Here is a 24800-nt window from a genome sequence, read left to right on the forward strand (position 1 = left end):
CTCACCGCCTGTCAGTTGGCGCCGACGGCCTGCTTCTGCCACGACTGCTGGAAGGCGAACCTGGCCGCCTCCACCTCGTGCCGCTGGTCGGCGTGGAGCACGCCGAGCGCGTACGCCGTCACCGGGGCGATACGCGGGGTGCGGGCCGCCGCGGCCGCCGCGGCCGCCGCCTCCGAGGCGTCGCGGTGCCGGTCGAGGGCCTGGCCGGCGGCGAGCAGGCGCACGTCCACGGGGGCGGCGGAGCCGTGGACGACCTCACGGGCGTAGCGGTGCAGGCGCAGCAGCAGGCGGACCTGGTGCCAGGGGGCGTCCTGCGGGTGCGGGGACGGGTCCGGGGACAGGCCGTGGACCAGGGCCTCCGCGTTGTACGGGCTGCCGGCGGTGACGAGGGGGAGCGCGGCGACGGCGTCCTTCAGGCGTTCCTCGGCGGCGGTGGCCAGGGAGGTCAGGTCCGCGGTGGCGGCGGGGACGAGGGGGACCTCGCTGGCGAGGACGGCGACCTTGTCCGCGACGGCGTGGAAGCGGCTCGACCCCAGGGCCTGGAGGGCCGCGGAGTGGGCCCGGGTCCGGGCGAGGGACAGCTGACGGTCGAGCAGGGCGCCCGCTTTGGCCGCGCCCACGGTGAGGTTGTCACGGTCCGCGCCACCGCTGCCCGCGGCCGCCTGGGGCGACAGTCTGTGCAGGGCCAGCAGCAGCCGCTCCAGCCGGGCCTGGCAGGCGTGTTCACGGGCCAGGGTGCCGGACAGCCAGGCCAGCTCCGGGCGCAGTTCCTCCGACCAGGTCTCCTCCAGCAGGGGGCGGAAGGTGTGCAGGCTGCCGCTGATGCGGCGGGCCGAGCGGCGCAGGGCGTACGCCGCGTCGTCGGACTCCCGGGTGCCGTTCCCCGCGCCGCCGCCGCTCTCTCGGTGCAGGCGCAGCGCGCGGAGGAACTCCGTGGCCTGGGCGCGCAGATAGCCCGCGAGGGCCTCGGCGGTGGGGTCCGTCGAGTCCACCGGGCCCGCCGGGTCCACCGGGTGGTCAGGGTGTCGCTGTGCCACGCCGGCGCCTCCGGGCGTCTATGAGCATCTCCTGGATGTTGCGCAGGGGCTGGCCGTCCACGTCGGTCGCGTGCCGGGTCCAGTCGCCGTCCGGGCCGAGGTGCCAGGAGGCGGTGGTGTCGGACGTGCCGGTCTCCAGCAGCCGGTTGAGGGCTGCCCGGTGGGCCGGGTCGGTGACCCGGACCAGGGCCTCGATACGGCGGTCGAGGTTGCGGTGCATCATGTCGGCGCTGCCGATCCACACCTCGGGCTCGCCGCCGTTGCCGAAGACGAAGACCCGGGAGTGTTCGAGGAAGCGGCCGAGGACCGAGCGGACGCGGATGTTCTCCGACAGACCCGGAACGCCGGGGCGCAGGGCGCAGATGCCGCGCACCCACACGTCGACCGGCACCCCCGCCTGGGACGCGCGGTAGAGGGCGTCGATGACCGCCTCGTCGACCATCGAGTTGACCTTGACGCGGATGAAGGCGGGACGCCCGGCGCGGTGGTGCTGGGCCTCCTTGTTGATCCGCGAGACCAGGCCGTCCCGCAGGGACTTGGGGGCGACGAGCAGCCGCCGGTAGGTCTCGCGGCGGGAGTAGCCGGAGAGGCGGTTGAACAGGTCGGAGAGGTCGGCGCCGACCTGCGGGTCGGCGGTGAGCAGGCCGAGGTCCTCGTAGAGGCGGGCCGTCTTGGGGTGGTAGTTGCCGGTGCCGACGTGGCTGTAGCGCCGGAGCGTGTCGTCGCCCTCCTGGCGCACCACCAGGGACAGCTTGCAGTGGGTCTTCAGCCCGACCAGGCCGTAGACGACGTGGCAGCCGGCCTCCTCCAGCTTGCGCGCCCACTTGATGTTGGCCTGCTCGTCGAAGCGGGCCTTCAGCTCGACCAGGACGAGGACCTGCTTGCCCGACTCGGCGGCGTCGATGAGCGCGTCGACGATGGGGGAGTCGCCCGAGGTCCGGTACAGGGTCTGCTTGATCGCGAGCACGTCCGGGTCGGCGGCGGCCTGCTCCAGGAAGGCCTGGACGGAGGTCGAGAAGGAGTCGTAGGGGTGGTGCAGCAGCACGTCCCGGCTGCGCAGGGCCGCGAAGATGTCGGGGGCCGAGGCGGACTCCACCTCCGCCAGCTCCCGGTTGATGCCGGCGACGAACTTGGGGTACTTCAGCTCGGGCCGGTCGAGGCCGTGGATGCGGAAGAGGCCGGTGAGGTCCAGGGGGCCGGGCAGCGGGTACACCTCGGCCTCGCTGATCTTCAGCTCGCGCACCAGCAGGTCGAGCACCTCGCGGTCGATGGACTCCTCGACCTCCAGGCGCACCGGCGGCCCGAAGCGGCGCCGCATGAGCTCCTTCTCCAGGGCCTGGAGCAGGTTCTCGGCGTCGTCCTCCTCGACCTCCAGGTCCTCGTTGCGGGTGAGCCGGAAGGTGTGGTGCTCCAGAACCTCCATGCCCGGGAACAGCTCCTCCAGGTGGGCGGCGATGACGTCCTCGAGGGGGACGTAGCGGCCCGGGGAGCTCTCCAGGAAGCGGTTCAGCAGCGGCGGGACCTTGACGCGGGCGAAGTGCCGGTGGCCGGTGACGGGGTTGCGCACGACGACGGCCAGGTTGAGGGACAGGCCGGAGATGTACGGGAAGGGGTGCGCGGGGTCGACGGCCAGCGGGGTCAGCACGGGGAAGATGCGGTGCCGGAAGAGCGTGAACAGGCGGGCCTGCTCCTTCTCCGTGAGTTCGCCCCAGCGGACCAGGTGGATGCCCTCCTCCGCGAGGGCGGGCGCGACGTCCTCGTGGTAGCAGGCGGCGTGCCGGGCCATGAGCTCGCGTGAGCGCGCCCAGATCATCTCCAGCACCTCGCGCGGCTGCAGCCCGGAGACGGACGGGGTGGCGACGCCGGTGGCGATACGGCGCTTGAGGCCGGCGACCCGGACCATGAAGTACTCGTCAAGGTTGCTGGCGAAGATCGCGAGGAAGTTCGCCCGCTCCAGCAGGGGCGTGTCCGGGTCCTCGGCGAGTTCCAGGACGCGCTCGTTGAAGGCGAGCCAGCTGCGCTCCCGGTCCAGGAAACGGCCCTGGGGCAACAGCTCGCCCTCGACCGGCGACTCCACGTAGCCGTCGAGGTCGGCGTCGATGTCCGGTGCCAGGCCGGAGACCGCGGTCGCCACGGTGTGCGGGCGGTGCGCGGCGATGGAGCCCACGGAGGGCTGCGGGTTCTGCAGGGGGCCGTGGCCCGCCGGGCCTTCCGCGAGGGGCGCGGAGGACGGGTGGTGCGGCTGCGCTGCCTGGGCGTCTGGCTGGCTCATGAATCCATTCTTCCGCGCACGGCGCGGAACAGGCGCGTCGGAAAGCACGGGCGGGAGCACGACGGCGCACCCCTCGGGGGGCGGCTCGGGCTCGGGCACGGCGGGCTTCATTGGCCGAGCGTCGCAAGCCCGTCTGAATCAGCGGTTACGGAGACATGACGCGCGGGACACCGGGGGGCGGCTCGCGGGAGATCACCGGTGTGCGTCGGGGGCCGGATCGTCGGGGGCCGGATCGTCGGAGACCGGATCGTTGGGGCCGGATCGTCGGAGGTCAGGTCTCCGTGCGGTACATGAGGTCGGTCTCGTACGTCGTGAAGCCCAGCCGCTCGTAGACGGACACGGCCGCCTTGTTGTCGGCGTCGACGTACAGCATCGCCGTCGGCAGCCCCTCGGCGGCCAGGTGCCGCAGGCCGATCAGGGTGAGGGCCTTGCCGAGGCCGCCGCCCTGGACGCCGGGGCGGACCCCGAGGACGTACACCTCGCCCAGCCGCTCCTCCTGGTGGACCTTGGTCCAGTGGAAGCCGATCAACTGGCCGTCGCTCTCCCGCTCGGCGAGGAAGAACCCCCGAGGGTCGAACCACGATTCGGCCTTGCGGTCGTCGAGGTCCCGCTGGGTGAGGGAGCCCTGCTCGGGATGGTGGGCGAACGCCTCGGCGTTCACGGCGAGCCAGGCGGCGTCGTCCTGCCCCGGCACGAAGGTCCGTACCGTCACTCCCTCGGGCAGCACCGGGTCCGGCAGCTCGAAGCCCGCCAACGGCCGCCGCATCTGCCGCAGTTCACGGAACAGGGTCAGCCCGAGGCCCTGCGCGAGGTGCCGGGCGGCGGAGTGCCCGCCGTGCGCCCACACCCGCAGCCGCTTGCCGGAGGCGGCGAGCAGCGCCGCGCCCAGCGCCCGCCCGTGTCCGTACCCGCGGTGCACCGGATGCACCACCAGTTCGGCGGCCGGCGCCTCCACCGGATCGGTGTCCTCCAACTGCGCGTACCCGACTAGCTCCCCGTCGACGCTCAGCAGCAGGTGGGACACCCCCGGCCGGGCGCCCCCGCGCAACTGCAGCCGCCCCTGCTCGGACACCGCCTGCTGCCCGTCGTCCCGGGCGGCCGCCGCCAGCAGCCCGAGCACGGCTTCGGCCTCACCCGGCGAGAGCTCGGAACGGGTCGCGAGGGAGCGGGCGATCGGCGCGGGGTCGTCACTGGTCATGGGTACGAGACTAACTTGCCCGCATGCCATCTTCGGGCCGCTCACCTGTGCCCGGGTTCCGGCCTGTCCCAGGGCGGCCCGCCCGTCAGGGCCACGTGCGCTCGATACGGTCGCGTCACACCGCGTAGGCCGCTGGGCCGCCCTTTTCCACAGCCCGGTGGATCGCGTCGCGGTGCGCGTCGAGCCGTTCGACCACCGCGATGAAAGGAACCGAAGGTCGGTCCTTCCGGACAGGTTCCACCTGGTGGACCAGAGGCGTTCCGGCAGCCCTGCCCTTCAGCCACGAGGTGAGAGTCGACTGCGGAATCTCGAGGTAGGAGGCCGTTTCCGTGGGAGTCGGAAGCCCGTCCTCGAACCTGTCGACCATGGCCCACCTCCTTACCGTCCGTGACCCGCTGTCGCAAGCCGGTCACCCGGACGGGTGACGTGGGCCGGGAGGGTGGGCGGGTAGTTCTGTCCTCGGTTCTTCACGGAGGCCGGTGGCCCGCCGGACCCTCGCGGGCAAGGACCCGGCGGACCCGGAAGACGGACCGCGACCGGTACCCGGCCGCCTCAGGCGCGGTGCCGTCCGGTCTTCAACTCGCCTATGAAGGCGGCCCAGGAGCCGGCCGGGAAGACGAGGGCGGGGCCACCCGGGACCTTGCTGTCACGGACGGGGATCAGGTCGGGGAGTCCGTCCGCGACCTCCACGCAGTCGCCCCCGGCCTGATTGCTGTAGCTGCTTTTGCGCCAAGCGGCGCTGTTCGGATGGGGATGGGACGTTCGCGCCACGGTAGTTGCCCTCCATCGCGGATCGGATCATGTCGAGCGACATGAGCGGGGGCAGGGCTACTGCCCGCAGCCGATCGTAAATCACCGTGTAGCGACTGACGTTGGCCGGTTCCTCGATGAGTTGGCCATAGTCCGAGCCCTCTGTGTAGGCGACTTCCGAACCGTCCGGAAGCGTCAGAATCGTCAGGGACCCGCCCATCGCCTCGTGCCCGCCCTGGTCGAACGGCAGCACTTGCACGGTGGTGCGACGTTCCGCTGCCGCATCGAGCAGCCGCTCCAACTGCTCTCGCATCACGGCCGGTCCGCCGATCGGACGTCTCAGTACCGCCTCGTCGAGGACCACCCACAGTTCTGGCCGGTCGGGCGTGCTGAGTCGTTCCTGTCTGCCCATTCGGGCCGCGACGCGCTCCTCCAACTGCTCCTCGCTGTCGAGCAGCGCGTCCAGGCTGAGAACGGCGCGCGCGTAATCCTCCGTCTGCAAGAGGCCCGGCACCACGTGCGCCGCGTACTGCCTGATGGACACCGCCCGCTCCGAGTACTCCATGAACAGGCGTGACCAGTTGGGAAACGCCTCCCGGTACACGTACGGCCACAGCTCGACCAGCAGGTCGTCCGCGTTGAGGGCGACGTCCAGCGCCCGCGCCATGTGCAGGGTCGGTTTCGCCCCGGAGGCGCGTTCGATCTGGGTGATCCGGGTGCTCACCACGTGCGTCCTCCTGCCGAGTTCGGCCTGGGTCAGGCCGGCGGCCAGACGGAGTCTGCGCACCCGTGAACCGAACAGCGCCGCCATGGACGTACTGGGGTCAATTCCGTTGGCCAAGGCGTTACTTCCGTTTCTTACGAGCTGAAAGGTAAGGCTGCGCCACCTTTTGAGAGTAGGGCCGCATACCGATGCTTGAGAGCGGAAAGTGATGACTCGCGCACGAAGGGTGGACAAGCCGTGCTGACAGGAACGACTACGTCGGGAGAAGGCGTAGCCCCCGACACCCCCGCCCTCACGGCGCAGTTCGCCTGCACGCCCCGAGGTGCACGGCTGGCCCGGCGCGTCGCCGTGCGGTGCATGGAGGAGTGGGGGCATCCGCCGGAGTCGGACGCGTCGTGCACGGTGGCGCTCGTCGTCGGCGAGCTGGCGGCGAACGCCGTGCGGCACGGCCGGGTCCCCGGTCACGACTTCGCTCTGAGCCTCGCCCTGGACGCGACGGCCGACGTGATCCGCGTCGAAGTGGCGGACGCCGCCTCGGCCAGACGGCCACCGGCGACCGCGCCCTCGTCCCACCCCGACGGGGAGTCGGGCCGCGGCCTGCTCCTGGTGGACGTCCTGGCCGTGCGCTGGGGCTGGGCACCTCGCCGGCCCGTGGGCAAGACGGTCTGGGCGGAGGTGTCCTTGCTGTGAGGGCGCGGACGCTCGTGGTCGAGGAGAGCGTCGGCAGGGCACCGGAGGCCCCGCGAGCCTTCTCCGAGCGGAGTGGGCGGTCGGTCCCTGTACGTCGTGTGTTGTGGTTCGCGTCACAGGGGGCCTACGGTGAAGTTTGCGTGGAAAAGGCCCCGGACCGGCCGAGCGGCGGTACGGCCGGGGGCGCTTCCGCGTGAGGAAGTGATCCCGGTGCCCATCGCGTGGGACGACATCGGCGGGCTCGCCGATGCCCATGAGCGTTTCCTGTCCGGTGCGCTGGTCGAAGCGGACGTACGGGACTCGGTGCTCGACTCCTGGAAGCGGTGCCGGATCGCGGGCTTCGAGCCGGACCGGATGACGGCGTTCCCCCGCGCGTCCGGCCTGGGGCCGGACGGCCGCCTCCTGCGCGCCGCCGAGCCGGTGCTGAAGGGCCTGTCCGAGGTGCTCGCCGACACGGGCGTGACGGTCGTGCTGTGCGACGGGCAGGGCCGCATGGTCCAGCGGCTCGGGGGCGACCGGAGGCTCCTCCAGCTCCTCGACGGAGTGCGGTTCACCCCCGGATGCGACGCCTCCGAATTGGTTTCGGGCACCAATGGCGTGGGCACCGCGCTGGCCGGACGCGGCCCGTTCTACGTCGTGGGCCGCGAGCACTTCGCCGACTGCCTGCAGCCGTTCGCCTGTGCGGGCGCGCCCGTCCGCAACCCGCTCAGCGGGCGCGTCGAGGGCGTCGTCGACCTCACCTGCCTGCGCGACCACGCCGACCCCGCCATGCTGCGACTGGCCCGCGAAGCCGTTCGCGACATCGAGACGCGGCTGCTGGAGCAGGCCACGCAACGGGAACGGGCCCTGCTCGCCGCCTACCGATGGGCACGCCGCGACGCGCCCGGATGGTCCTGGCCCGAGCGCACGTTGCCGGGACAGCCGGGCCAGTCGGACCAGGAGGCAGGACACGAGAGCGCGGGACTCGGCCGGATCGACCTGGCCCTGCTGCGGGAGAAGGCCGAGGCGCTCATCGCCTCCCCGCAGCGCACCCTGGACGAGGTGGTCCTCTCCGGCGGGCGGATCGCCACGCTGCGGTGTTGCCCGGTCACCGGAGCGGCGGGCGAGAGCGGTGTGGTCGTCGAGGCCCGCATACTCGGTGGCCTGGGCCCGGGCCTGGGCCTGGGCGCCGCCGGACCCGGGGCTTCGGCGGTGCCGTCCCGGGTGTCCTCGGCAGCCGCTGCCGTGACCATCCCGTCCGCGGTCCCGCCCGCGCCCCCTCCCGTCGCGCCGAAGTCGGACGGAACGCCCCTGGCCGCCCTGCGCACGGCGGTGACCGCGCCCCCTTCGGCACCCGCGGCCGACGAGCCGTACGCGCGGGTCCGGACCGGAACGGACGGTCACAGCGGCGGCGGCGACAACGGCGACGGAGGCGGCGGCGGAGGCTGGCCGCTGCTCGTCGGCGAGACCGGCGTCGGACGGCTGGCGGTGCAGGCCCGTCGGCGTCTGGAGCTGCTGCACGAGGCCGGCCTGCGGATCGGCAGCACGCTGGACGTCGCCCGGACCGCGGAGGAGCTGGCGGAGGTGACCGTTCCCCGGTTCGCCGACTTCACCGCCGTCGACCTGCCCGCTGCCGTACTGCGCGGCGAGGAGCCCGAGCCGTTCCGCGTGGGCGCCGCGTTGCGCCGGGTGGCGTTGGGGGCCGTGGAGGAGAACCCTCCGCTGTACGGTGTCGGCGAAGAGATACGGTTCACGCCGTCGGCGCCGCAGGCCTGCAGTCTGGACAGCCGGCAGTCCGTGCTCGAACCCGTCCTGGCCAGGGCCGGCGGCTGGTTCGCCCAGGATCCGGCGCGGGGTGACCGGATCCTCGCGGCGGGCATCCACTCCCTGATCACGGTGCCGCTGCGGGCCCGCGGCGCGACCCTCGGCGTGGTGAGCTTCTACCGCTCCGGCAAACCGGCCCCCTTCGAGGACGACGACCTGTCCCTGGCCCAGGAGCTGGCCGCCCGCGCGGCGATCTGCATCGACAACGCCCGCCGCTACACGCGCGAGCACAACACCGCTCTCACCCTGCAGCGCAGCCTGCTGCCCCGGGGCCGGCCCGAGCAGAGCGCCGTCGAGGTCGCCTACCGCTACCTGCCCGCGCAGGCCGGCGTGGGCGGCGACTGGTTCGACGTGATCCCGCTGTCCGGCGCCCGGGTGGCGCTGGTGGTGGGCGACGTGGTCGGTCACGGACTGCACGCCGCCGCCACCATGGGCCGGCTGCGCACCGCCGTACAGAACTTCTGCTCCCTGGACCTGCCGGCCGACGACCTCCTCACCCACCTGGACGACCTGGTGAGCAGGCTCGACCGGGGCGAGGGCTGGGCGGTGGAGCCCACGTACCCGGACGCCGGGATCATCGGCGCCACGTGCCTGTTCGCCGTGTACGACCCGGTGACCCGGCGGTGCACCCTCACCCGCGCCGGGCATCCCCAGCCCGCGGTGGTCGCACCCGACGGCACGGTGGAGTTCGTCGACCTGCCGCCGGGGCCGCCGCTCGGGCTCGGCGGGATGCCCTTCGAGACCGTCGAGCTGGAGCTGGCCGAGGGCAGCCAGCTGGTGCTGTACACCGACGGCCTGATCGAGAAGCGGTCCCAGGACGTCGACGTCGGCCTGGACGCGCTGCGCACCGTGCTCGCCTGCGCCGGCCGCGCTCCGGAGGACACCTGCGAGGCGGTCCTCGACGCCCTGCTCCCGGCCCGGCCGGGCGACGACGTGGCCCTGCTCGTCGCCCGCATCAACGCGCTCGGCCCGGAACAGGTCGCCCAGTGGGACCTGCCCAGCGACCCGACGGTCGTCTCCGGCTCCCGCGCGGCGGTCACCGCGCAGCTCGCCGCCTGGGGGCTGGACGACCTGGCCTTCAGCACCGAACTCGTCGCCAGCGAACTGGTCACCAACGCCATCCGGTACGCCACCGGCCCGGTCCGGCTACGGCTGCTCCGCGACCGCGCGCTCGTCTGCGAGGTCTCCGACGGCAGCAGCACCTCACCCAGGCTGCGCCGCGCCAGGAGCGAGGACGAGGGTGGGCGCGGGCTCTTCCTCGTCGCCCAGCTCACCGAACGGTGGGGCACCCGCTACACCACCGACGGAAAGGTCATCTGGGCGGAACAGCCCCTGCCGTGACGGGCGCCATGACACGGATCCGGTCGGTGCCGCGCCGCACTGGTCGTCAAGTGCTCAGGTGGTGCTGAGTACCTGCCTCTGGTCGGTGACGGGGCGAGTCGGAACGCTTGAGCCATGCGACAAGGACTACTGAAACCCGTTCCTCGGTTGTTGTCGATCCCCGCGCTGGCCGCGGTGACGCCGGCGGCGTGGGCTGCCTGGCTGGGCTGGGACCAGCACTACGACGTGCACCCCGATGGCTCGGTGACCGGCCCGTACGAGGCGTGGCAGGTGATCGGGCTGGTGCTGACCCTGCTGGCGCCGGTGTACTGGGCGGCATCCCGGGGTTACGTCGTGGGCGCTGTGCTCGGCACCACGGTCGGCCTGACCGCCGCCGCCTCCTACGACTGGTCGGACGACTCCAGCGGCCTGTTCGCGGTCGGCGTGGGGATGGTCATGATGGGGAGCCTCGTCGTGACCGCCGCCGTTTCCGCCGTGATCGCCTCCGTGAAACGAGCCGGACGACGGATCGGAGCCTGACGGCCTTGACGGCACGCCCACGCACACGCGAGGCGTCGGGGGCGGTTTCGACACCCGGTCAGCTCGCGGTACGCCGACCACAGCCGGGGCTCACCGGAGGTCGTCGCGCGTTCTCCAGGTCCGCGCGGCGGGCGGCCGGGACGGCGGCGGCGGTTGTGGACGTGTCCTCCACCGCCCCCTCATCAGCCGGAGCCGGAGCCGGAGCCGGAGCCGGAGCCGGAGCCGGAGTCGCAGTCGCAGTCGCAGTCGCGGCCGTTGCCCCGTTCCGCCGCGTCATCCCGACGCCCACGAGGACCACGACCATGCCCAGCACCACCCGGGCGCTCAGGTTCTCGCCCAGGACGACCGCGCCGAGGAGAACGGAGACCACGGGCAGCAGATAGCCGACCGCCGCGGCGTTGGTGGCGCCCTCGTCGTTGACGATCCGGTAGGTGAGGTGGAAGGTGACCGCGGTGCAGAAGACACCGAGGACGACGGCCGCGACCAGGACCGCCGGGCCGGGGTCGACCGGCTCCAGGCCGCCGACCGGCATCGCGACGGCGGTCAGCCCGCTCGCGGCGACGAGCTGGGCGGCGGAGAGCGAGAGGGTGGGGGTGCCCTTGCCGGCCAGGGTGCGACCCATGTGGTGGAACGCGACGGCGTAACTGGCGGCCGCGCCGAGGACGGCGAGCGCCCCCCAGCCGGTGGCTCCGGCCGACCGCCACGGGGCGAGGATGACGACCGTGCCGGCGAAGCCGAGCAGGAGGCCCGCCGTGCGGGCCGGGCGGAGTCCGCGTTCCGAGCCGAGGGCGAGACCGAGGGCGATCGACCAGAGCGGGGTCGTGGCGTTCAGGACTCCGGCGAGACCGGAGCCGACGGTCTGCTGACCAAGGCTGAACAGCGCGAACGGAAGCGCGTTGCAGAAGAAGGCCGCGACGACGATGTGACGCCAGACGGCGACGCCCCGGGGCATGCGCCGGCCCGTCGCGCGGCAGGCGGCCGTGAGGACGAGCGCGCCGAGGACGCAGCGGGCGAACGTGACCTGGAGCGGGGAGAGCCCGCGCAGCGCCAGCTCGGTCCAGAGGAAGGTCGAGCCCCACAGCAGGGCGAGCACGGCCACGCGCAACCCGCTCCACAGACGCCGACCGCTGCTGTTCACGATGCTTCCCCCTGCGGTCGATGCTCGGCTCGTTCGGCCTCCGGCCCGGCCCTTCGACTCGACGATGCCCCGGATGAACCGTGAGGACAAGCAAATGGTTCTACTGAGTTTGTTAAGCTCTGCTACATGCTCGATGTGAGGCGACTGCAGGTCCTGCGCGCGGTGGTCACCAGCGGCACGGTCACCGCTGCCGCGGCCCACCTCGGCTACACACCGTCCGCCGTCAGCCAGCAGGTGGCGGCGCTGGAGAAACAGGCCGGTACGGCGCTGCTCGAACGCGTCGGCCGCGGGGTGCGGCCCACTGCCGCCGGTCTGCTGCTCACCGAGCACGCGGCCCTGATCAGCGCGGCCGTCGCCCAGGCGGAGAGCGCCCTCGCCGACCTCCGCGCCGGACGCACCGGCAGCTTGTCGGTCCGTTACTTCGCCACGGCGGGCTCCGCGTTGGTGGCCCCCGCCCTGGCCCGGCTCCGCGCAGAACACCCCGGCGTTCGCGTCGACCTCGAACTCACCGACCCGGAGGACCCGTTCCAGGAGGTGGTACGCGGCCGGGCCGACCTGGCCGTGGTCGTCCAGACGCGTGACCGCGCCGGCGACGGCTTCGAGCTCGTCCACCTCCTCGACGACCCGTACGCCGCCGTACTGCCCCTCGGTCATCCGCTCGCGGGCGAAGAGGCCGTCGACCTGAACGAGCTGTCCGGTGAGCAGTGGGTCGGCAGCGAGCCGCCCGGGCCCTGCCTGGAACCGGTGATCGACTCCTGCGCGGCGGCCGGCTTCAGCCCCGACTTCGTCATCAGGAGCGAGGACTACGCCACCGCGCAGGGCTTCGTCGCGGCCGGTCTCGGCGTCGGTCTGATGCCGAGGCTGGGGCTGCGCGGCCGGCACCCCGGCGTCGTCGTCCGCCCGGTCCGCAACCCCGAACCGGTCCGGGTGATCTCGGCGGCCGTACGCAGGACCGCCCTCGAACAACCCGCCCTGCGCAGCCTGCTGCAGGCGCTGCGCGACGCGGCCGATGCCCCCGGAGCGGACTGACCCCGCCCCAGGCGGCTCGGGCCGACGGCAGGAGCGCGTACCAGGCGGCACGATCGACGTACTCGACGAAGCCCGAGGCCGACCCTCCCCGGGCCCCACAACCACTCAGGGGCCCGACCCGCTGAGCGGATCAGGCCCCTGACCTGGTACTTCACTGCCGGAGCGGCGGGATGTGAACCCACGACCTCTGACCAGCTCAGATGCCGTGGGCTTCTGTCGTTGTTGGTCGGCGTCGGATGACCTCGCACGGCCCGGAGACGGCCCGGACAGCGCACCGGGCCTCCGCTGTGGGCTGGATCCGCGGGAGCCAGGCAGCAGGACGCAGGCGATCAGGGCTTCGGCCGGGCTTACAGGGTGACGGCGATGCCCAGCATGATGGCCATGAGAGTGAGGACGAAGACCATGGTCTGCCAAGCCTTCGGCGGTTGTACGGGCTGTCCGGAACGGGCCTGTTCCATCAGGCGTCTGATGTAGCCCGCGAAGATGACCCTCATCAGGGCCAGGGCGAGCATGGCCGCCGTGTACAGCTGCAGCGGGGTGTTCCCCTCGATGCCCCGCGCCGCCGAGCCCAGGGCGATGCCGAGCCCGGCGACCAACGGGGGCAGGACCGCCTTCCACCTGTTCTTCTTCTCGAATACCAGGGCTCGGAACGCCACTGCTGCCGCGGTGCCCGCCACGAAGGCGGCGATCCACCAGTCGGCGCGGGAGAAATGGGAGGTCAGCACAGTAGGTCTCCGTTCGGTGCGGGCTTACGACCGAGCCAAGCCGGAGAGGCGCCACCCCGCGACAGGACAACGGCCCCTCCGGGAACAGGACTTGCAGTCTGGCCTCATCCTTATCAGGCCGATCACGGGGTCTCGAGGACCTCGACAACTCGCGTTGGGCCTTGGCAGATCGTCTGCTGAGGTTCGACGCTGACCGCAGATGTACGCGCCTGTTGGTTTCAGCCGCTGCTGTCAGCCGTAGGACGCGGCCTTGGCAAGCACGCTCCGCGCGCAGGTTCACCAGAACATCATGATGGTTGCGCCCACAATGGCGTACAGGGGAAGGACGACGAAGAGCCAGCCGGTCAAGAGGACTGGGATCCGGTACTTCTGCTCGGTACTTCCGCCCTGGAAGAAGGTTCTCAATCCTCTGTGGTCGGTCACGAGGGCCAGCCCCAAGGCGATGGCTGGACTGAACACCGCCAGGGTTATCACGAGGTCCATGGCCGACACCGTAAGACCCCAAGAAGCCCAGGAGGCGCTGGAGTCACCTGCCACAGCAAACTGGCCAGCGGCCCCACAAGAGAGGCCGGGCCCGGCGAAGTCTCATTCCACACACCCGTGTCGGCCGCGCCTACCGCTTCACCGCCGGCCATCTCGCGGAGATCGTCCGCCTGCACGAGGAGCGGCCGGTCCGCCCCGCGCAGCTGGTCGATGGAGCGGCTGCTCCACCCTCCGCACCTGCTTCGCACGGCTCCGTGCAGCCACGCCGCCCGCCGGCCGCTCCGGCGACCCGCCTGCAAGCCCGGCCGCCGCGTCGGAAGCAGTACGGGGCCGTCGCGTAGCCGTACCGCGGCGGAAGCAAGCAGAGGCAACGGGAGGGCAGCGGAACTTGGGCTTCGCGGAGAAGCGCGGAAACTACTGGCACGGCCGGTACAAGACCGCACCCGGCAAGCACCTCACGGTCGTCGACGACAGCGGCAAGGCGATCAAGTTCGCCACCAAGGGCGAGGCCCAGCGCGCCGCGAGTGAGGCCGAGAACAAGTACCGGCGAGGCGACCGGCACGATCCGGCGCTCGGCCAGGAGACGTTCGGCGAGTACGTGAACCGCTGGTACGACGCCCAGGACCTGGCCGCGTCGACCATGCAGAACTACAAGCGCCATCTCGTGTTCCCCACCTCGCTCTGCCCGTATCCAGCCCTGCAACACGCTCCGTAGGAAGGCAGATCCTCACAAGCGCTGCCGTGCCGTCGGCGAGGTTGTCGGCGGCCCGATGTCAGAGAGGCTGCTTAGGGTGACGCTCAAGATCAGCGGCAAGTGCGCCGGGATGTGCGAGTCGATGGCGGAGGGGTGTCGTGGCCTGGTGGAAGAGGAAGCCGGGGGAGCGGGCGCAGTGGCTGCTGAATCCATTGGTGGGGGTGGGGCCGCTGCGGTTCGGGATGTGTCCCGACGAGGTCAAGGCGGCCTTGGGGGGAGTGACCAATAGCGGCTCGCAGGTTGCCCGGAGCGGATCGTCCTGGGAGAGGTACGGCGACGCGGGTGTGACCGCGATCCACGGGCCGGGAATGCTCCTGGTCGCGGTGGCGATCGATGCGATGAGCGGGCCGTTGGTGCGCTTCCGTGACGTCGAACTGATCGCCCGGGTGCCGTCCGAGGTGCGCGCGGACATCGATGCACTCGCGCGCCAGGAGGGGGTGGAGGGCCGGGTGAACTGGGGCGGTGACCCGGAAGTGGCGGCATGGGGCCTGTCCATGGGAGCCGCGCAGGCGTGGGAGCTGTCGTCTGAGGGATACGTGCAGCGGACGGACAGGATGATCTCCGAGGCCCTGCTGGTCGCCCCCGAGTTGGCCGAGGACCCGTACGGGGCTGAAACGATCGTCCACTGGTGGGACATTCGCGAGCAGCCGGTGAACCCCGGCGGCTGGCCGGTGACGGCCGACCAGGACCGGCGGCGCTGGGAGTGGACGCCGTTGGAGAGCGTCGGTCCGCTCAGGTTCGGGATGAGCCCGCAGCAGGTGGCTGCGGCGCTGGGCGGCGAAGTGCCGGCTGCCCGCCGGGGGCATTTTCCCCACTACTGGTATCGCGAGTCCGGACAGTGGTACCTGAATGAGGACCGGTTCGACGCGGCCGGGGTGACCGCGCACTACTGGTATCGGGAAGGCGTCCCCACTCTGGGAGCGGTGACTGTGCACGGGCGTACCGGTCCCCAGGTCGACTTTGACGGCATCGACCTCATCGGCAAGACGGTTTCCACCATCGACGCGGCCCTGGAACAGCGCGCGGAGAACGAGGAGATGGGACTGGTCATCGGATGCTCGGGTGACCTGGGACCGGCTGGGCTCAACATGTACGTGCGGGCCACCAGAGCCGGTGACGTCGTGGTCAGCGAGGCCAGGTTCTGCACCGCCGACTGGGAAGACCACGGCTGACACCACCAGATGGCTCGATCGCCCAGGACCGTCGCGCCATGACGATCAAGGACCCCACCGTGCTTCACGACCTGGTGTCCAGCATCCTTCACTGCCCATTCGTTGAGGCCGCAACCAAGTAGGGAAAAGAACACCGATGAGGATTTTCAAGGAGCCCCATCACCCGCGGTCTACACCGTGTGGGTACGTCGGGGAGCTCGGCGGGCAGCAGGGTGCCGTAGTGGTTGGTGCGGTCGGCCAGCTGTTGTACCGAGGTGCGGCTGGGCGGCCATTCCCAGCCCACGCCATCTTCTTCGCGCAGGGCACGCTGCGCGGTCCACAGTAGGACAACGGCGGGTGCCAGCTGCAGCGGATCACCGACGACCACGGTGCGCTGGGCGCGCCACATGCCGTTCACTGCCGTCTGAGGGCGGCCAGGCTCTGGCGGCGACCCGGGAGCCCGCTATTGAAGTCGGTTCCCAAACGGCTCCCAAAATGACCCCAGGAACCACTCAGGGGCCCGACCCGCTGAGCGGATCAGGCCCCTGACCTGGTACTTCACCGTCGGGGTGGCGGGATTTGAACCCACGACCTCTTCGTCCCGAATGAGGTCCGGGTGGGAGCGGGACCGGGTGGTTTGCTGTTTTGCCTGGTCAGGGCATTGGGCTGAGATGGTCTCGGGTGGTCTGGAAGGGGCTTGGGGAGCGGGTTGGCTCCCAAACGGCTCTCAGCGGGACCTCAGCCAGCGACCGCTGAGTCCGCCCTTCGCGCCGTGTCCACGGAGGCCGACCGCGGCGAGCAGTCCGACCCTCCGCTGAGCCACGCGGAGCTGGCTAGCGTTCCACAGCAGGCGCGAACCACACGACACACGGCGCAAGGACCAATTTCGCCAGACCCTGACCTGCCCTGGCCTGGGGCCTGCGCGATGTCCATGACTCAGCGCTACGTCTGGTCGCGCTCCCAGGTGCGTGTGTCACAGAAGGTGATATTCCTGGCCGGCTGATCGCCGAACCGGTCCGCGCCGCCCTGGCCGAGTCCCGCCCTACCTGGGGATCGTCCGGTCTGATGCCATGGCTGGGAGAGCGGGGCGGAACACCATCGGTTGGGGGTGCTGTGGGGACATCCACGCGATGGAAGGGGCCGAGCGGCGACCGGTGGAGCTCTGCTGCGAGGCGGCTGGCGCGCTGGCGAGAGGACTCGCGGAACGCGGATCAGCGGCTGGAGGAGATCGCCGCGGACTATCTGCGTGCCCTGCACGAGACGCTCCGTGTCGATCAATCAGCTTTCGGGTTGTACGACACGGCCTGTGTAGCCGGTGAACGGCTCGCCGGGGTCCTGGGCTCGCTGGCCGCCGAGGGCGCGGAGTCGGCGGACGCGCTCGTCGCACGTCTCGTCTCGGAGGTCGGCGGAGACGGCGGCACGCTCGCCGACGCCGCGGTGCGCAGGGGGATGGCCGCGGCGATCCGCGATGTCCGGGACAGGCATCCCGAGCTGGACGACGCCATGGGTGGGGGTGCCGCGGGCGGCGGCTTTGCCTGGGACATCCTGTGCGATCTCTACCAGGTGTTCTTCGCCGACATGGTGGGGGAGTTCCTCCGGTCCGCTGTCGCCGAACACGTCAAACTGGCCGTGCCGGTGCTCATCGCGACCGACCCGGAAGGCAAGATCGCCGACTGGGTCGCGGAGAAGTTGGTGGACCTGGTGCCGAATCCCTGCGAGGAGTCCGCCGAAGCGACGGATCTCGCACAGGCCGTGGACACCGCGCAGTCGGTAGTGGGCGCTGCGCAGGATCCGTCGGCCGTGCTGCCCAAGATCGCCGAGTCGCTGGTACCGCGGGCGGTCGGCAAGGTACTCGGTCTCATCACTGAGGAGATCACCGGAGAAGAGGGAGTTGCGGCGTGACCGGTTCCGACCATTTCCTGTGGTGGCGCGGCCACCGCGCGGACCTGCCTCGCGATGCCCGCTGGACGGAGATCGGCAGGGAAGCCTTCCAGGAAAAGGAGCGCCGCATCATCGGCCGGCACCACCTGCCCGGTCCGGTCCCCGACTGGGCCGAGGACCTGTTCCGCGTCGCCAGGGCCGCGTTCATCGCCGACAAGTACGTCCGCCGGACCGGCGTCCGGGACCGGTGGACCCGCCGCATCCGCCTCGCCGTGCCCGTCACGGAACACGAGCGGTGGCAGAGCGCAGCCGTCCGTACCCACCTGACCGCACTCCTCCAGATCCTCACCGGGGACCTCTGGAATGTGGACTTCCGGCCTCTCACCGGCCACCAGGTCGAGGAGGCGATGATCTTCCCCGACGACCCGCGTGCCTCGGAAGTCGCGCTGTTCTCCGGTGGACTGGATTCTCTCAGCTGGGCCGCCACCCGCTCGCGCGCCGACGATCCCCGCCCGCTGCTGCTCGTGATGTTCCGAGAGATCGGCCTGCTGCGCCTCCAGCAGCGGGTGTACAACGCCGTCGAACGACTGGACGGACCACGGCCGGTGATTCTGCTACCGATGAGCCAGACCCCGGCGGGCGACGGCTCCGGGCTGCGGCTGGAAACCTCCTCCCGCACCCGTGGTCTGCTGTACGCGGCGGGCGCGGTCCGCGCCGCTACCGCGCACGGAGTGGTCACTGTCCACATCCCTGAGAACGGCCAGCTCGCCCTCAACCCGCCCCTGACACCCGCGCGTTCGGCCGCCTGCTCCACCCGCTCCGTGCACCCGTGGACGCTGGGCTGTCTGAACGCCTTGGTAACCGCCGTGGGTGACGCCGGAAGCGCGGTACGGGTGGTCAACCCCTGGGCGCAGCTGACGAAGGGCGAGGTGTGCAGGGCTGGACGTGATGCGGGCCTTACCCCGTCCGACCTGGAATCCACCCTGAGCTGCGGCAAGCCGCCCGCCCGCCGCAGCGGCGGCCCTCCCCTTGCCAACTGTGGCGTGTGCTTCCCGTGTCTGGTGCGCCGTTCCGGGCTACTCCACGCAAACGGCACCGACGGCACCCAGTACGAGGCATTGCCATGGGCGGACGACCTCCCCTTCGACCGGGGCACCGACTGGCGCGCACTGCAACGGTGGCTGCTCGGCCGGTACACCCTTACGGATGTCCTCACCGATACCCCGCTACCGCCGGACACGGACCCGGCTGCGGCGTTCGATCTGGTCAGGCGCGGGCGGGAGGAGCTGGCCCGACTGCTTCAGATCGCGGGGGCAGCTGAGGCCGCTGACGCGGCGTAGGCGGCGCAGGAGGCGCAGGCGAGATCCAGCTCGCACCAGGCCGCCTTGGTGGTCATGGACGGCATCCAACCGGACTCGTGCCGCGCTGTCAGTATTGTTGGTGGATGCATACGGGCAGGGGCGTCCGCTCGAGCGGTCAACCAGCGCCGGGCCAGCGGACGTGACCCGCGTCTATGCGCCGTCCGCGGCTCGGCGGCGAAGACTGTCGATGTAGTCCGGACGGAGTACACGGCGACACCGCGGACGCTTTCCTGCGTTGATGTCCTCCGCATACTTGGCCAGGTGCTCGGGGTTCTTGCCCGACCACCCATTTGCGAGCGCCCACCCCTGCATGGCCTCACCGTCCATCCAGATGTCAGCGTCGTGCAGCGCAAGGAGGCTGCTCACGACTGTGTCCTTCTCGAAGCCTGCGGAAATGGTGTTGTTGTGGTTGATCGTCAACGTCAGGCTCTTCAGTGCCTCGACGATGACAGGGTCGAGCTCGGGTGTCAGGTCCTCCCAGGCCGAGCCGTCGCCCAGGATCGAAGGCCGTACGGCTGTCACCCACGGCCTGATCCCGTCTTCGCTCCACGTGATGACACAAAGCGCCCGCATGCGGTGGCTGCCGTACTGCACCAGCTTCCCGATGTCTGCCATGTCCGGCCAGGCCATGAGCACGGGACCGATTCCACGGATGAACCCGCCACCTCTGCCGGTGATGTGCTCGACATTGGAGTGTCGGTTGACGAGCTGTTCCAACTCCGAGTAGTTGCGCAGGTTGGACTTGAGGCTGGTCCATACGGTGAGTGTGTCGCCGTCCTCCATGTGCTCGCAGCACCAGTCGATGGCCGCGCCCACACCCTCAGCGTCATAGCTGGCGACAGCGCACGGGTAGTCCACATCGCGATCGAACATTCCTGCTCCCTGTTCTCGGGTCGGACAGGGATAACGCTATGCGCAGGCACTGACAGAGCCGCAGTACGTGCGTTCCTCAGGACCTCCGGTGCTCAGCTCTTCTACCCAGTCCGGACAAGCCGATGGTGAATCCTTGCGTCAGACCAGTGCCCTCCCGTCGGCGAGATCCGCTACTGAACCCGAAGTGAGGGAACGTTCCCACCGCCGAACGGGAAGCGATCACCTCAGAAATGGGAGGCGATCCTCAACCGCGGGCGTCGACCGGGGTTCGGACTGCCGAGCGCGATCCCGGCGGATCCACTCACTATCGGTAACGCCAGATTTGCCGCAGCCGCAATACTTCGGTCGCCCAGTGGGCTTCAAGCTCCGAAGCCGGGATGCGCTCGCGGCCGAGGCTGAAGCAAACGTGGCGGTAGAGCCAGTGCAGTGAAGCGTCCGTGCTGGTGATCAGCGTGGACAGCAAAGGTTCGTCGGCCGGTGTTTCCCGGTCCACGGCCACGAGCAACTCGCCTTGGTCATCGGGGTGCAGGTGAGGCAGACCGCCGCCCATCCGCAGACGGAGGTCTCTCCACGTCAAGAGTCTGCCGCCGCTACGGGCGGCGTCCGCGAGGATCTCGTGGGCAGCGGTTGCGAGCTTGTCGATGGTCTCAATCGGGAGGCGATCAGCATGCCGTGGTTCGGCTGTGCCGTCCGTCTGCCGGGGGGACGCGTTCCGCGGCGCGGTTGTTTCCGCCGGCGCGGAACGCTCGCGCTCGACGGGCCTGTGGTCTTTCAACCGGCGTTGCCAGCGTTTCACTTCCCTGTCCTCCGCAGGGGGTAGCGGTTGGGCCAGCTGGCGGCGGAGCCTCACGATCTCGTCGAGTGTATCGGCGAGTTCATCCGCGGATCGGGTCTCACGGGTGCGGCCCAGCTCGGCGAGCAGCTGGCGGATCTTCCGAAGAGACGGGTCCACTTGTTTCTTCGGGTCCCGCTCACGGCACCACGCCTTCACTTCACGCATGAAGGGCGTGTACTTCTCCCGGTCGGTCGGTGACAGTCGCCGTGCGTAGACCGGGCCCGCCAGGCGCCGGGCCGTCTCTACTGCCGCCCGATCTCCGGCTTCCTGGGCGGCGCCGATCTCCTGGACGAGCCAATCGAATTCGGCCCGTGCCTCGGCAAAAGCGGCGAGCTGTGCCGCTTCCGTCGAGTCTTCGGCGGGCACCGCGTCGTGAGCCTGCTCGGATTCGCGGGTGCTGATCCACTCCCGCATGTCAGCACGCAGACGGTGGAGACGCTCTCGCACCTCTCCCGTGAGCTCGTGGTCGCTGATCCTCTCCGCCTCTTGCCGAAGCTTTACTGCCTCTGCCAGATCGCCAGCAATCCTCGCTGTCACGAAGAGCTCCGAGATGCGGGCGACACGCCGCGCCGCCTCGATTCGCCGATCGTGCTCTCCTTGGCCGACCGCCGTGGAGTCGTTCGGTCCTCCGCCATGGGCCTTGGAATGCTGCTGTGCCGAATTCCTGTTGTCGGCTGGCCGGCTGGCCGGCTCCAAAGGCGTGATCGGGCGACCGATCAGACGGTCGAGTTCATCCAGGATGGGGTCACTGGCCTTCAGCCAGGCACGGAGAGTGCGGCTTTCACGGCGGGCGTCGCGATACTGCCTGGCGTGCGCCTCACCTTGTGCGATGGCTTGCACCAGGCGAGTGGCGCGACGGCCGCTTGATCGGGGGAGCACAGCTGCCGCTTCTCGCAGCCTCGCCCGTATGACCACCAACTGTCGGGATGCCTCGACGGAGTCGGAGTGCCGGGTCGCCTCCTTTGCGGCAACTGCCTCGGTGGGTGATGCTGCGGAAGTCGTCGGCACGGGCGCTGGCTTGTGGCCATACGCCTCATGCGCCTTCCTGATCGCGGCCTCACTCCACCGGCGCAGAGCAGCCTCCGAGGCTGGAGCAGCGGCTCCGAGCAACCGCAGGACGGTGCCCAGGTAAGGAAGAGGGCGCCCGGAGCTGGCGACGATCAAGACGCCCAGCAGCGGCCGGTCGGGGCTCAGTGGCTTGTCCACCGCGACCAGCAGGTCTCGACGTTTGGGGTCCGGCAGGTGAGCGAGGTCGAGCCCAGTCCGGTGGGCGAGCTCGTGCCACGTGGTCGTGGTGCCTTCTCGAGCCACTCGTTCCAGTGCCTGTCGGAGCACGGTGGCCGCCCTGCTGCGTATGGGCTCAGCAGGCGTGGTCTCGGTGCGAACAGGTGATGAACGAGGCGCTGTGTCGAGTTGCTCGTCAAGGGCCACGCTGGGGCGCCACAGGCCGGTGCGTTCTGCGTCCAGACCGTTGAGCTGCACAAGGCTGTCTGCACGGACCGCCCACGATGAGCCGTTTCCTTCATCAGGATCCGTGATCAACAGCCGTACCGCGCCCGACAACTGGTAAACGTACTGCTCCGTGGGAACCGGGATCTTTTCGGGCAGCGACAGGTGGGCCCGGATGATGCGGCTCCCCGCCGGCTTGACGAAGCCCGACACCAGGTGCCGGCCGGGCGCGGCGAACGGCGACGTCGCCGGGGGCGCGGTTTCCGTGTCCACCGCGAAAACGATCTCGGCACCGCGCAACGGCAGGCTGCCCGGGAGCGGGTCCATGCGCATGCCGCCCTCGCGGATGATCCCCTCGGCACGCAGTTCCTCAAGGGCAGGTGTCACGAGGCCGCTGCTGGTCATCCGGCACTGCTCAAGAGGCGCCCACGCGACAGCACGGTTCTCGGTCGCGGTGCCGATGAGAACGCGACGGTCATTACCCTTCGTCTCGCACCGCACACGCAGGGCATAGCCCTGGCGGGCCATCATGTCACGAGTGATCACGCCGTCGGGCCCGAAGACCCATTCGATATGACCTTCCTTGGCCCCCAGACTGTCCGCGGCCTTGCGCCAGCTCCGGTAGTCCTCCGGATGCAGCTCGAACCGGAGGTGCTGTTCCGTGGCGCGTAGCCAGAAGTCCACGGCGTCGCCCGGGCCGTGCCCGAGGCTGCGCAACTCGGCCCGCGCCGCGTGCCCCTGGCTCGCCAGCCACCGGGTCACATGCACCTTGATGAACAGGTGATCGGCGCTGTCCACGCCGTTGGCGGTGCGGTGGCACACCGCGCGGTCCCCGTGGCGATCCGGGTAGTGGGAGAAGTGACAGACCTTGGTCTCGTACCGCTTGGTCATCAGCTTTTCCCCGCAGCCGCCGAGGAGCGTGCCGCACCAGAAACGGTCCGTGCCGAACTGACGACGGAACTCGTCCAGGTTGTGCGGTTCCTCGGGGAGGATGACGGGCTGGTCCGAGTCCCGTCCCCCGATGACTGCGGTCTGGACGAGACGGGTGTCGATCTGCGGCACCTTCGACCCTCCGAAGCAGGCGTACGACAACATGCGGGCAAGGCAAGTGAATTGAGGATGGACTCCCCCATGCGAGCGCACAACATGTGAAGTGTGACTTGAGGGCCCAACGGATCGGACAGAGTTTGCTGCCGGGGTCCAACACTTTGGTGTATTCGAGGCCCTGACCTTCCGAGGCCAGCATTTCCCGCCAGGCGGTCGAGACCGTTGCTGTCCGAGAGGTCCGCTTCGCCCGCTGTGCTGAACCGTCTAACCTGCGGAACATGATTCGTGCTGTGGTGTTCGATGTCGGTGAGTGCCTCGTTGACGAGACCCGGGAGTACGGGACATGGGCGGACTGGCTGGGAGTGCCGCGGCACACCTTCGCGGCCATGTTCGGCGCCGTCATCGCGCAAGGGCGCGACTATCGGGAGACGTTCCAGGAGTTCCGGCCCGGGTTCGATCTGACCGAGGAGCGGGAGAAGCGAGCGGCTGCCGGGCAGCCGGAGTGGTTCGGCGAGGGGGACCTGTATCCGGACGTTCGACCGACGCTGGCCGCGCTGCGCGAGGCGGGGCTGTGGGTGGGCATCGCCGGGAACCAGACCGTCCGGGCCGGCGGCCTGCTGCGGGAGCTGGACCTTCCGTCCGACATGGTCGCCACCAGTGACGACTGGGGGGTGTCGAAGCCGGACGTGAGGTTCTTCAAGCGCGTCATCGAGGCGGCGCCTGCCGAGCCGGGGGAAATCCTGTACGTCGGTGACCGGCTCGACAACGACATCCGCCCGGCCATCCAAGCAGGGCTTCTTACCGCCCTGATCCGGCGTGGGCCCTGGGGCACGATCCAGCAGCGCGACCCGGACGCGGACGCGATCACGACGATGCGTATCGACTCGCTCGCGGAGTTGCCGGAGAAAGTCGCCAAGTTCAACGCTGAAGGGCGCTGACCATCGTCCCCCAGCTGTGGAGACGATCATCGAGGTCCCACACGCACTGCTTGTTCTGCCACGGGGTGAGCGTGCGGCGGACCTCGCGGACGCGGCCTATGCCGGTGGCGTACCAGGTGATCGCCAGTTGATCGAGAGCCTGGATGGCGTAGCGGCACGCTTCCTCCGGCCTTCCGTCGGCGGCTTCGACCGCGGCGAGGTCGCCGAGGACGACAGTGCGCTGCTTGTCCGACTCGGGTGGCAGGCAGTCAGCTGGACGGTACTGCGGTCTTGCGGCGTGTACCTCGACCAGTTACACCAGTGACCTTCGCACCGCGTCGGCCAACGAGGTCGCACGCACATCATCGGGCCCCCCGATGATGTGGTTCATCACGTAGCCGAAGGCGATGCCGTGCTCCGGGTCGGCGAAGCCGAGTGAGCCGCCTCGGCCCGTGTGGCCGAAGGCGTTCGGGCCGGTCATGGGGTTGGCCTTGGTGGGCAGCATGTATCCGGCGCTGAAGCGGCTCGGGACCAGCATCACCTGATCTTTCCCGCCGACCTGCTCTCTGGTCGCTGACGCCAGGGTTTCCGGGGTGAGCAGGCGCACGCCGTCCACCTCGCCGATCAGTGCGGCGTACATGCGGGCAAGCGCGCGTGCGGTGCCGATGCCGTTGGAGGCCGGGAGTTCCGCGGCCTGCACCTCCGGTGAGCCGAAGTCGATCTCGACGGGGTCGGTGACCGCGTACGCCCTGTTGCTGAAGGAGTCCGGGTCGCGCCAGGCGGCGACCAGTTCGCGGAGTTCCTCGGGAAGCGACTCGGCGGG

The 24800-nt window shown here is 70.3% G+C and carries 20 protein-coding genes and 3 pseudogenes; 10 read left to right on the forward strand and 13 right to left on the reverse strand.

The genetic code is table 11. The features are described from left to right. Positions 1-11 precede the first annotated feature (11 nt). The 6 genes from RH94_RS17610 to RH94_RS17635 all read right to left on the reverse strand — a co-directional run bounded on the left by RH94_RS17610 (position 12) and on the right by RH94_RS17635 (position 6068). Positions 12-1037, reverse strand: coding sequence for a CHAD domain-containing protein (locus tag RH94_RS17610; protein ID WP_073948530.1), 1026 nt, complete (start codon positions 1035-1037; stop codon positions 12-14). Continuing rightward, the gene (locus RH94_RS17615; RefSeq protein ID WP_234425849.1) at positions 1018-3309 is read right to left on the reverse strand and encodes an RNA degradosome polyphosphate kinase; all 2292 of its coding nucleotides are present in this window, start codon (positions 3307-3309) and stop codon (positions 1018-1020) included. The genes RH94_RS17610 and RH94_RS17615 overlap by 20 nt, the downstream gene beginning before the upstream one ends. A gap of 271 nt (positions 3310-3580) precedes the next feature. Further along, positions 3581-4507, reverse strand: coding sequence for a mycothiol synthase (mshD, locus tag RH94_RS17620; RefSeq protein WP_073948532.1), 927 nt, complete (start codon positions 4505-4507; stop codon positions 3581-3583). A gap of 115 nt (positions 4508-4622) precedes the next feature. Then, the gene (locus tag RH94_RS17625; RefSeq protein WP_073948533.1) at positions 4623-4874 is read right to left on the reverse strand and encodes a hypothetical protein; all 252 of its coding nucleotides are present in this window, start codon (positions 4872-4874) and stop codon (positions 4623-4625) included. Positions 4875-5059: 185 nt separating this feature from the next. Further along, complete coding sequence (locus tag RH94_RS43725) at positions 5060-5197, reverse strand: DUF397 domain-containing protein (RefSeq protein WP_073948534.1); 138 nt, start codon at positions 5195-5197, stop codon at positions 5060-5062. After that, entirely contained in the window at positions 5154-6068 is a 915-nt protein-coding gene (locus RH94_RS17635; protein ID WP_073948535.1) for a helix-turn-helix domain-containing protein, read from the reverse strand. Before RH94_RS17635 ends, RH94_RS43725 begins: the two co-directional genes overlap by 44 nt. 150 nt (positions 6069-6218) lie before the next feature. Here RH94_RS17635 and RH94_RS17640 point away from each other — a divergent pair, with 150 nt between their 5' ends. The 3 genes from RH94_RS17640 to RH94_RS17650 all read left to right on the forward strand — a co-directional run bounded on the left by RH94_RS17640 (position 6219) and on the right by RH94_RS17650 (position 10334). Beyond that, a complete protein-coding gene (locus RH94_RS17640) occupies positions 6219-6671 on the forward strand; it encodes an ATP-binding protein (protein ID WP_073948536.1) in 453 nt (150 codons plus the stop codon). Between the two features lie 201 nt (positions 6672-6872). Further along, on the forward strand, positions 6873-9815 hold the full coding sequence (locus RH94_RS17645) for a SpoIIE family protein phosphatase (RefSeq protein ID WP_073948537.1): 2943 nt from the start codon (positions 6873-6875) through the stop codon (positions 9813-9815). Positions 9816-9929: 114 nt separating this feature from the next. Next, a complete protein-coding gene (locus RH94_RS17650) occupies positions 9930-10334 on the forward strand; it encodes a hypothetical protein (RefSeq protein ID WP_073948538.1) in 405 nt (134 codons plus the stop codon). A gap of 58 nt (positions 10335-10392) precedes the next feature. Here RH94_RS17650 and RH94_RS17655 read toward each other — a convergent pair whose 3' ends face one another. Then, positions 10393-11472, reverse strand: coding sequence for a DMT family transporter (locus RH94_RS17655; protein WP_407697329.1), 1080 nt, complete (start codon positions 11470-11472; stop codon positions 10393-10395). A gap of 126 nt (positions 11473-11598) precedes the next feature. Between RH94_RS17655 and RH94_RS17660 the strand changes: the two genes are divergently transcribed. Further along, positions 11599-12501 (forward strand): LysR family transcriptional regulator, encoded by a 903-nt coding sequence (locus tag RH94_RS17660; RefSeq protein WP_073948539.1) that lies wholly within the window; start codon positions 11599-11601, stop codon positions 12499-12501. A gap of 347 nt (positions 12502-12848) precedes the next feature. Here the strand turns inward: RH94_RS17660 and RH94_RS17665 are convergent, their stop codons facing one another. Then, on the reverse strand, positions 12849-13226 hold the full coding sequence (locus tag RH94_RS17665) for a hypothetical protein (RefSeq protein ID WP_073948540.1): 378 nt from the start codon (positions 13224-13226) through the stop codon (positions 12849-12851). A 276-nt stretch (positions 13227-13502) separates the two neighbouring features. Further along, the gene (locus RH94_RS17670; RefSeq protein WP_073948541.1) at positions 13503-13709 is read right to left on the reverse strand and encodes a hypothetical protein; all 207 of its coding nucleotides are present in this window, start codon (positions 13707-13709) and stop codon (positions 13503-13505) included. Between the two features lie 80 nt (positions 13710-13789). Between RH94_RS17670 and RH94_RS43730 the strand changes: the two are divergent. The 5 genes and pseudogenes from RH94_RS43730 to RH94_RS17695 all read left to right on the forward strand — a co-directional run. Beyond that, positions 13790-14050 (forward strand): annotated as a pseudogene (locus tag RH94_RS43730) (DNA-binding protein); the annotation flags it as partial. A 47-nt stretch (positions 14051-14097) separates the two neighbouring features. Continuing rightward, positions 14098-14373 (forward strand): annotated as a pseudogene (locus tag RH94_RS17680) (LacI family transcriptional regulator); the annotation flags it as partial. A 188-nt stretch (positions 14374-14561) separates the two neighbouring features. Further along, positions 14562-15635, forward strand: a complete 1074-nt coding sequence (locus RH94_RS41440) for a hypothetical protein (RefSeq protein WP_073948543.1) — start codon at positions 14562-14564, stop codon at positions 15633-15635. A gap of 1269 nt (positions 15636-16904) precedes the next feature. Then, positions 16905-17516, forward strand: a complete 612-nt coding sequence (locus RH94_RS17690) for a hypothetical protein (RefSeq protein WP_073948544.1) — start codon at positions 16905-16907, stop codon at positions 17514-17516. Further along, complete coding sequence (locus RH94_RS17695) at positions 17513-18835, forward strand: 7-cyano-7-deazaguanine synthase (RefSeq protein ID WP_073948545.1); 1323 nt, start codon at positions 17513-17515, stop codon at positions 18833-18835. Before RH94_RS17690 ends, RH94_RS17695 begins: the two co-directional genes overlap by 4 nt. A 171-nt stretch (positions 18836-19006) precedes the next feature. On the opposite strand, the gene RH94_RS17700 is transcribed toward RH94_RS17695, so the two are convergent. Both RH94_RS17700 and RH94_RS17705 read right to left on the reverse strand, forming a co-directional pair. After that, positions 19007-19729: a hypothetical protein gene (locus RH94_RS17700; RefSeq protein ID WP_073948546.1), complete on the reverse strand. Its 723-nt coding sequence runs from the start codon at positions 19727-19729 to the stop codon at positions 19007-19009. A gap of 304 nt (positions 19730-20033) precedes the next feature. Next, positions 20034-23075, reverse strand: a complete 3042-nt coding sequence (locus RH94_RS17705; RefSeq protein WP_143204036.1) for a coiled-coil domain-containing protein — start codon at positions 23073-23075, stop codon at positions 20034-20036. Positions 23076-23338: 263 nt separating this feature from the next. Between RH94_RS17705 and RH94_RS17710 the strand changes: the two genes are divergently transcribed. Then, on the forward strand, positions 23339-23998 hold the full coding sequence (locus tag RH94_RS17710) for an HAD family hydrolase (protein WP_073948548.1): 660 nt from the start codon (positions 23339-23341) through the stop codon (positions 23996-23998). Here RH94_RS17710 and RH94_RS46675 read toward each other — a convergent pair. Further along, positions 23979-24236: pseudogene (locus RH94_RS46675) on the reverse strand (transcriptional regulator); the annotation flags it as partial. The gene RH94_RS17710 and the pseudogene RH94_RS46675 overlap by 20 nt on opposite strands. Before the next feature lie 54 nt (positions 24237-24290). Next, positions 24291-24800: serine hydrolase (locus tag RH94_RS43740; RefSeq protein ID WP_234425851.1), on the reverse strand; the 510-nt coding region annotated here is incomplete at its 5' end.

Source organism: Streptomyces kebangsaanensis, assembly GCF_001906585.1.
Lineage (GTDB): Bacteria > Actinomycetota > Actinomycetes > Streptomycetales > Streptomycetaceae > Streptomyces > Streptomyces kebangsaanensis.

Bases quoted from the DNA above. Each gene is read 5' to 3' on its own strand.
- RH94_RS17615 (WP_234425849.1), bottom strand. From the start codon at position 3,309: ATGAGCCAGCCAGACGCCCAGGCAGCGCAGCCGCACCACCCGTCCTCC.
- mshD (WP_073948532.1), bottom strand. From the start codon at position 4,507: ATGACCAGTGACGACCCCGCGCCGATCGCCCGCTCCCTCGCGACCCGT.
- RH94_RS17635 (WP_073948535.1), bottom strand. From the start codon at position 6,068: ATGGCGGCGCTGTTCGGTTCACGGGTGCGCAGACTCCGTCTGGCCGCC.
- RH94_RS17625 (WP_073948533.1), bottom strand. From the start codon at position 4,874: ATGGTCGACAGGTTCGAGGACGGGCTTCCGACTCCCACGGAAACGGCC.
- RH94_RS17700 (WP_073948546.1), bottom strand. From the start codon at position 19,729: ATGTTCGATCGCGATGTGGACTACCCGTGCGCTGTCGCCAGCTATGAC.
- RH94_RS17650 (WP_073948538.1), top strand. From the start codon at position 9,930: ATGCGACAAGGACTACTGAAACCCGTTCCTCGGTTGTTGTCGATCCCC.
- RH94_RS17670 (WP_073948541.1), bottom strand. From the start codon at position 13,709: ATGGACCTCGTGATAACCCTGGCGGTGTTCAGTCCAGCCATCGCCTTG.
- RH94_RS17710 (WP_073948548.1), top strand. From the start codon at position 23,339: ATGATTCGTGCTGTGGTGTTCGATGTCGGTGAGTGCCTCGTTGACGAG.
- RH94_RS17660 (WP_073948539.1), top strand. From the start codon at position 11,599: ATGCTCGATGTGAGGCGACTGCAGGTCCTGCGCGCGGTGGTCACCAGC.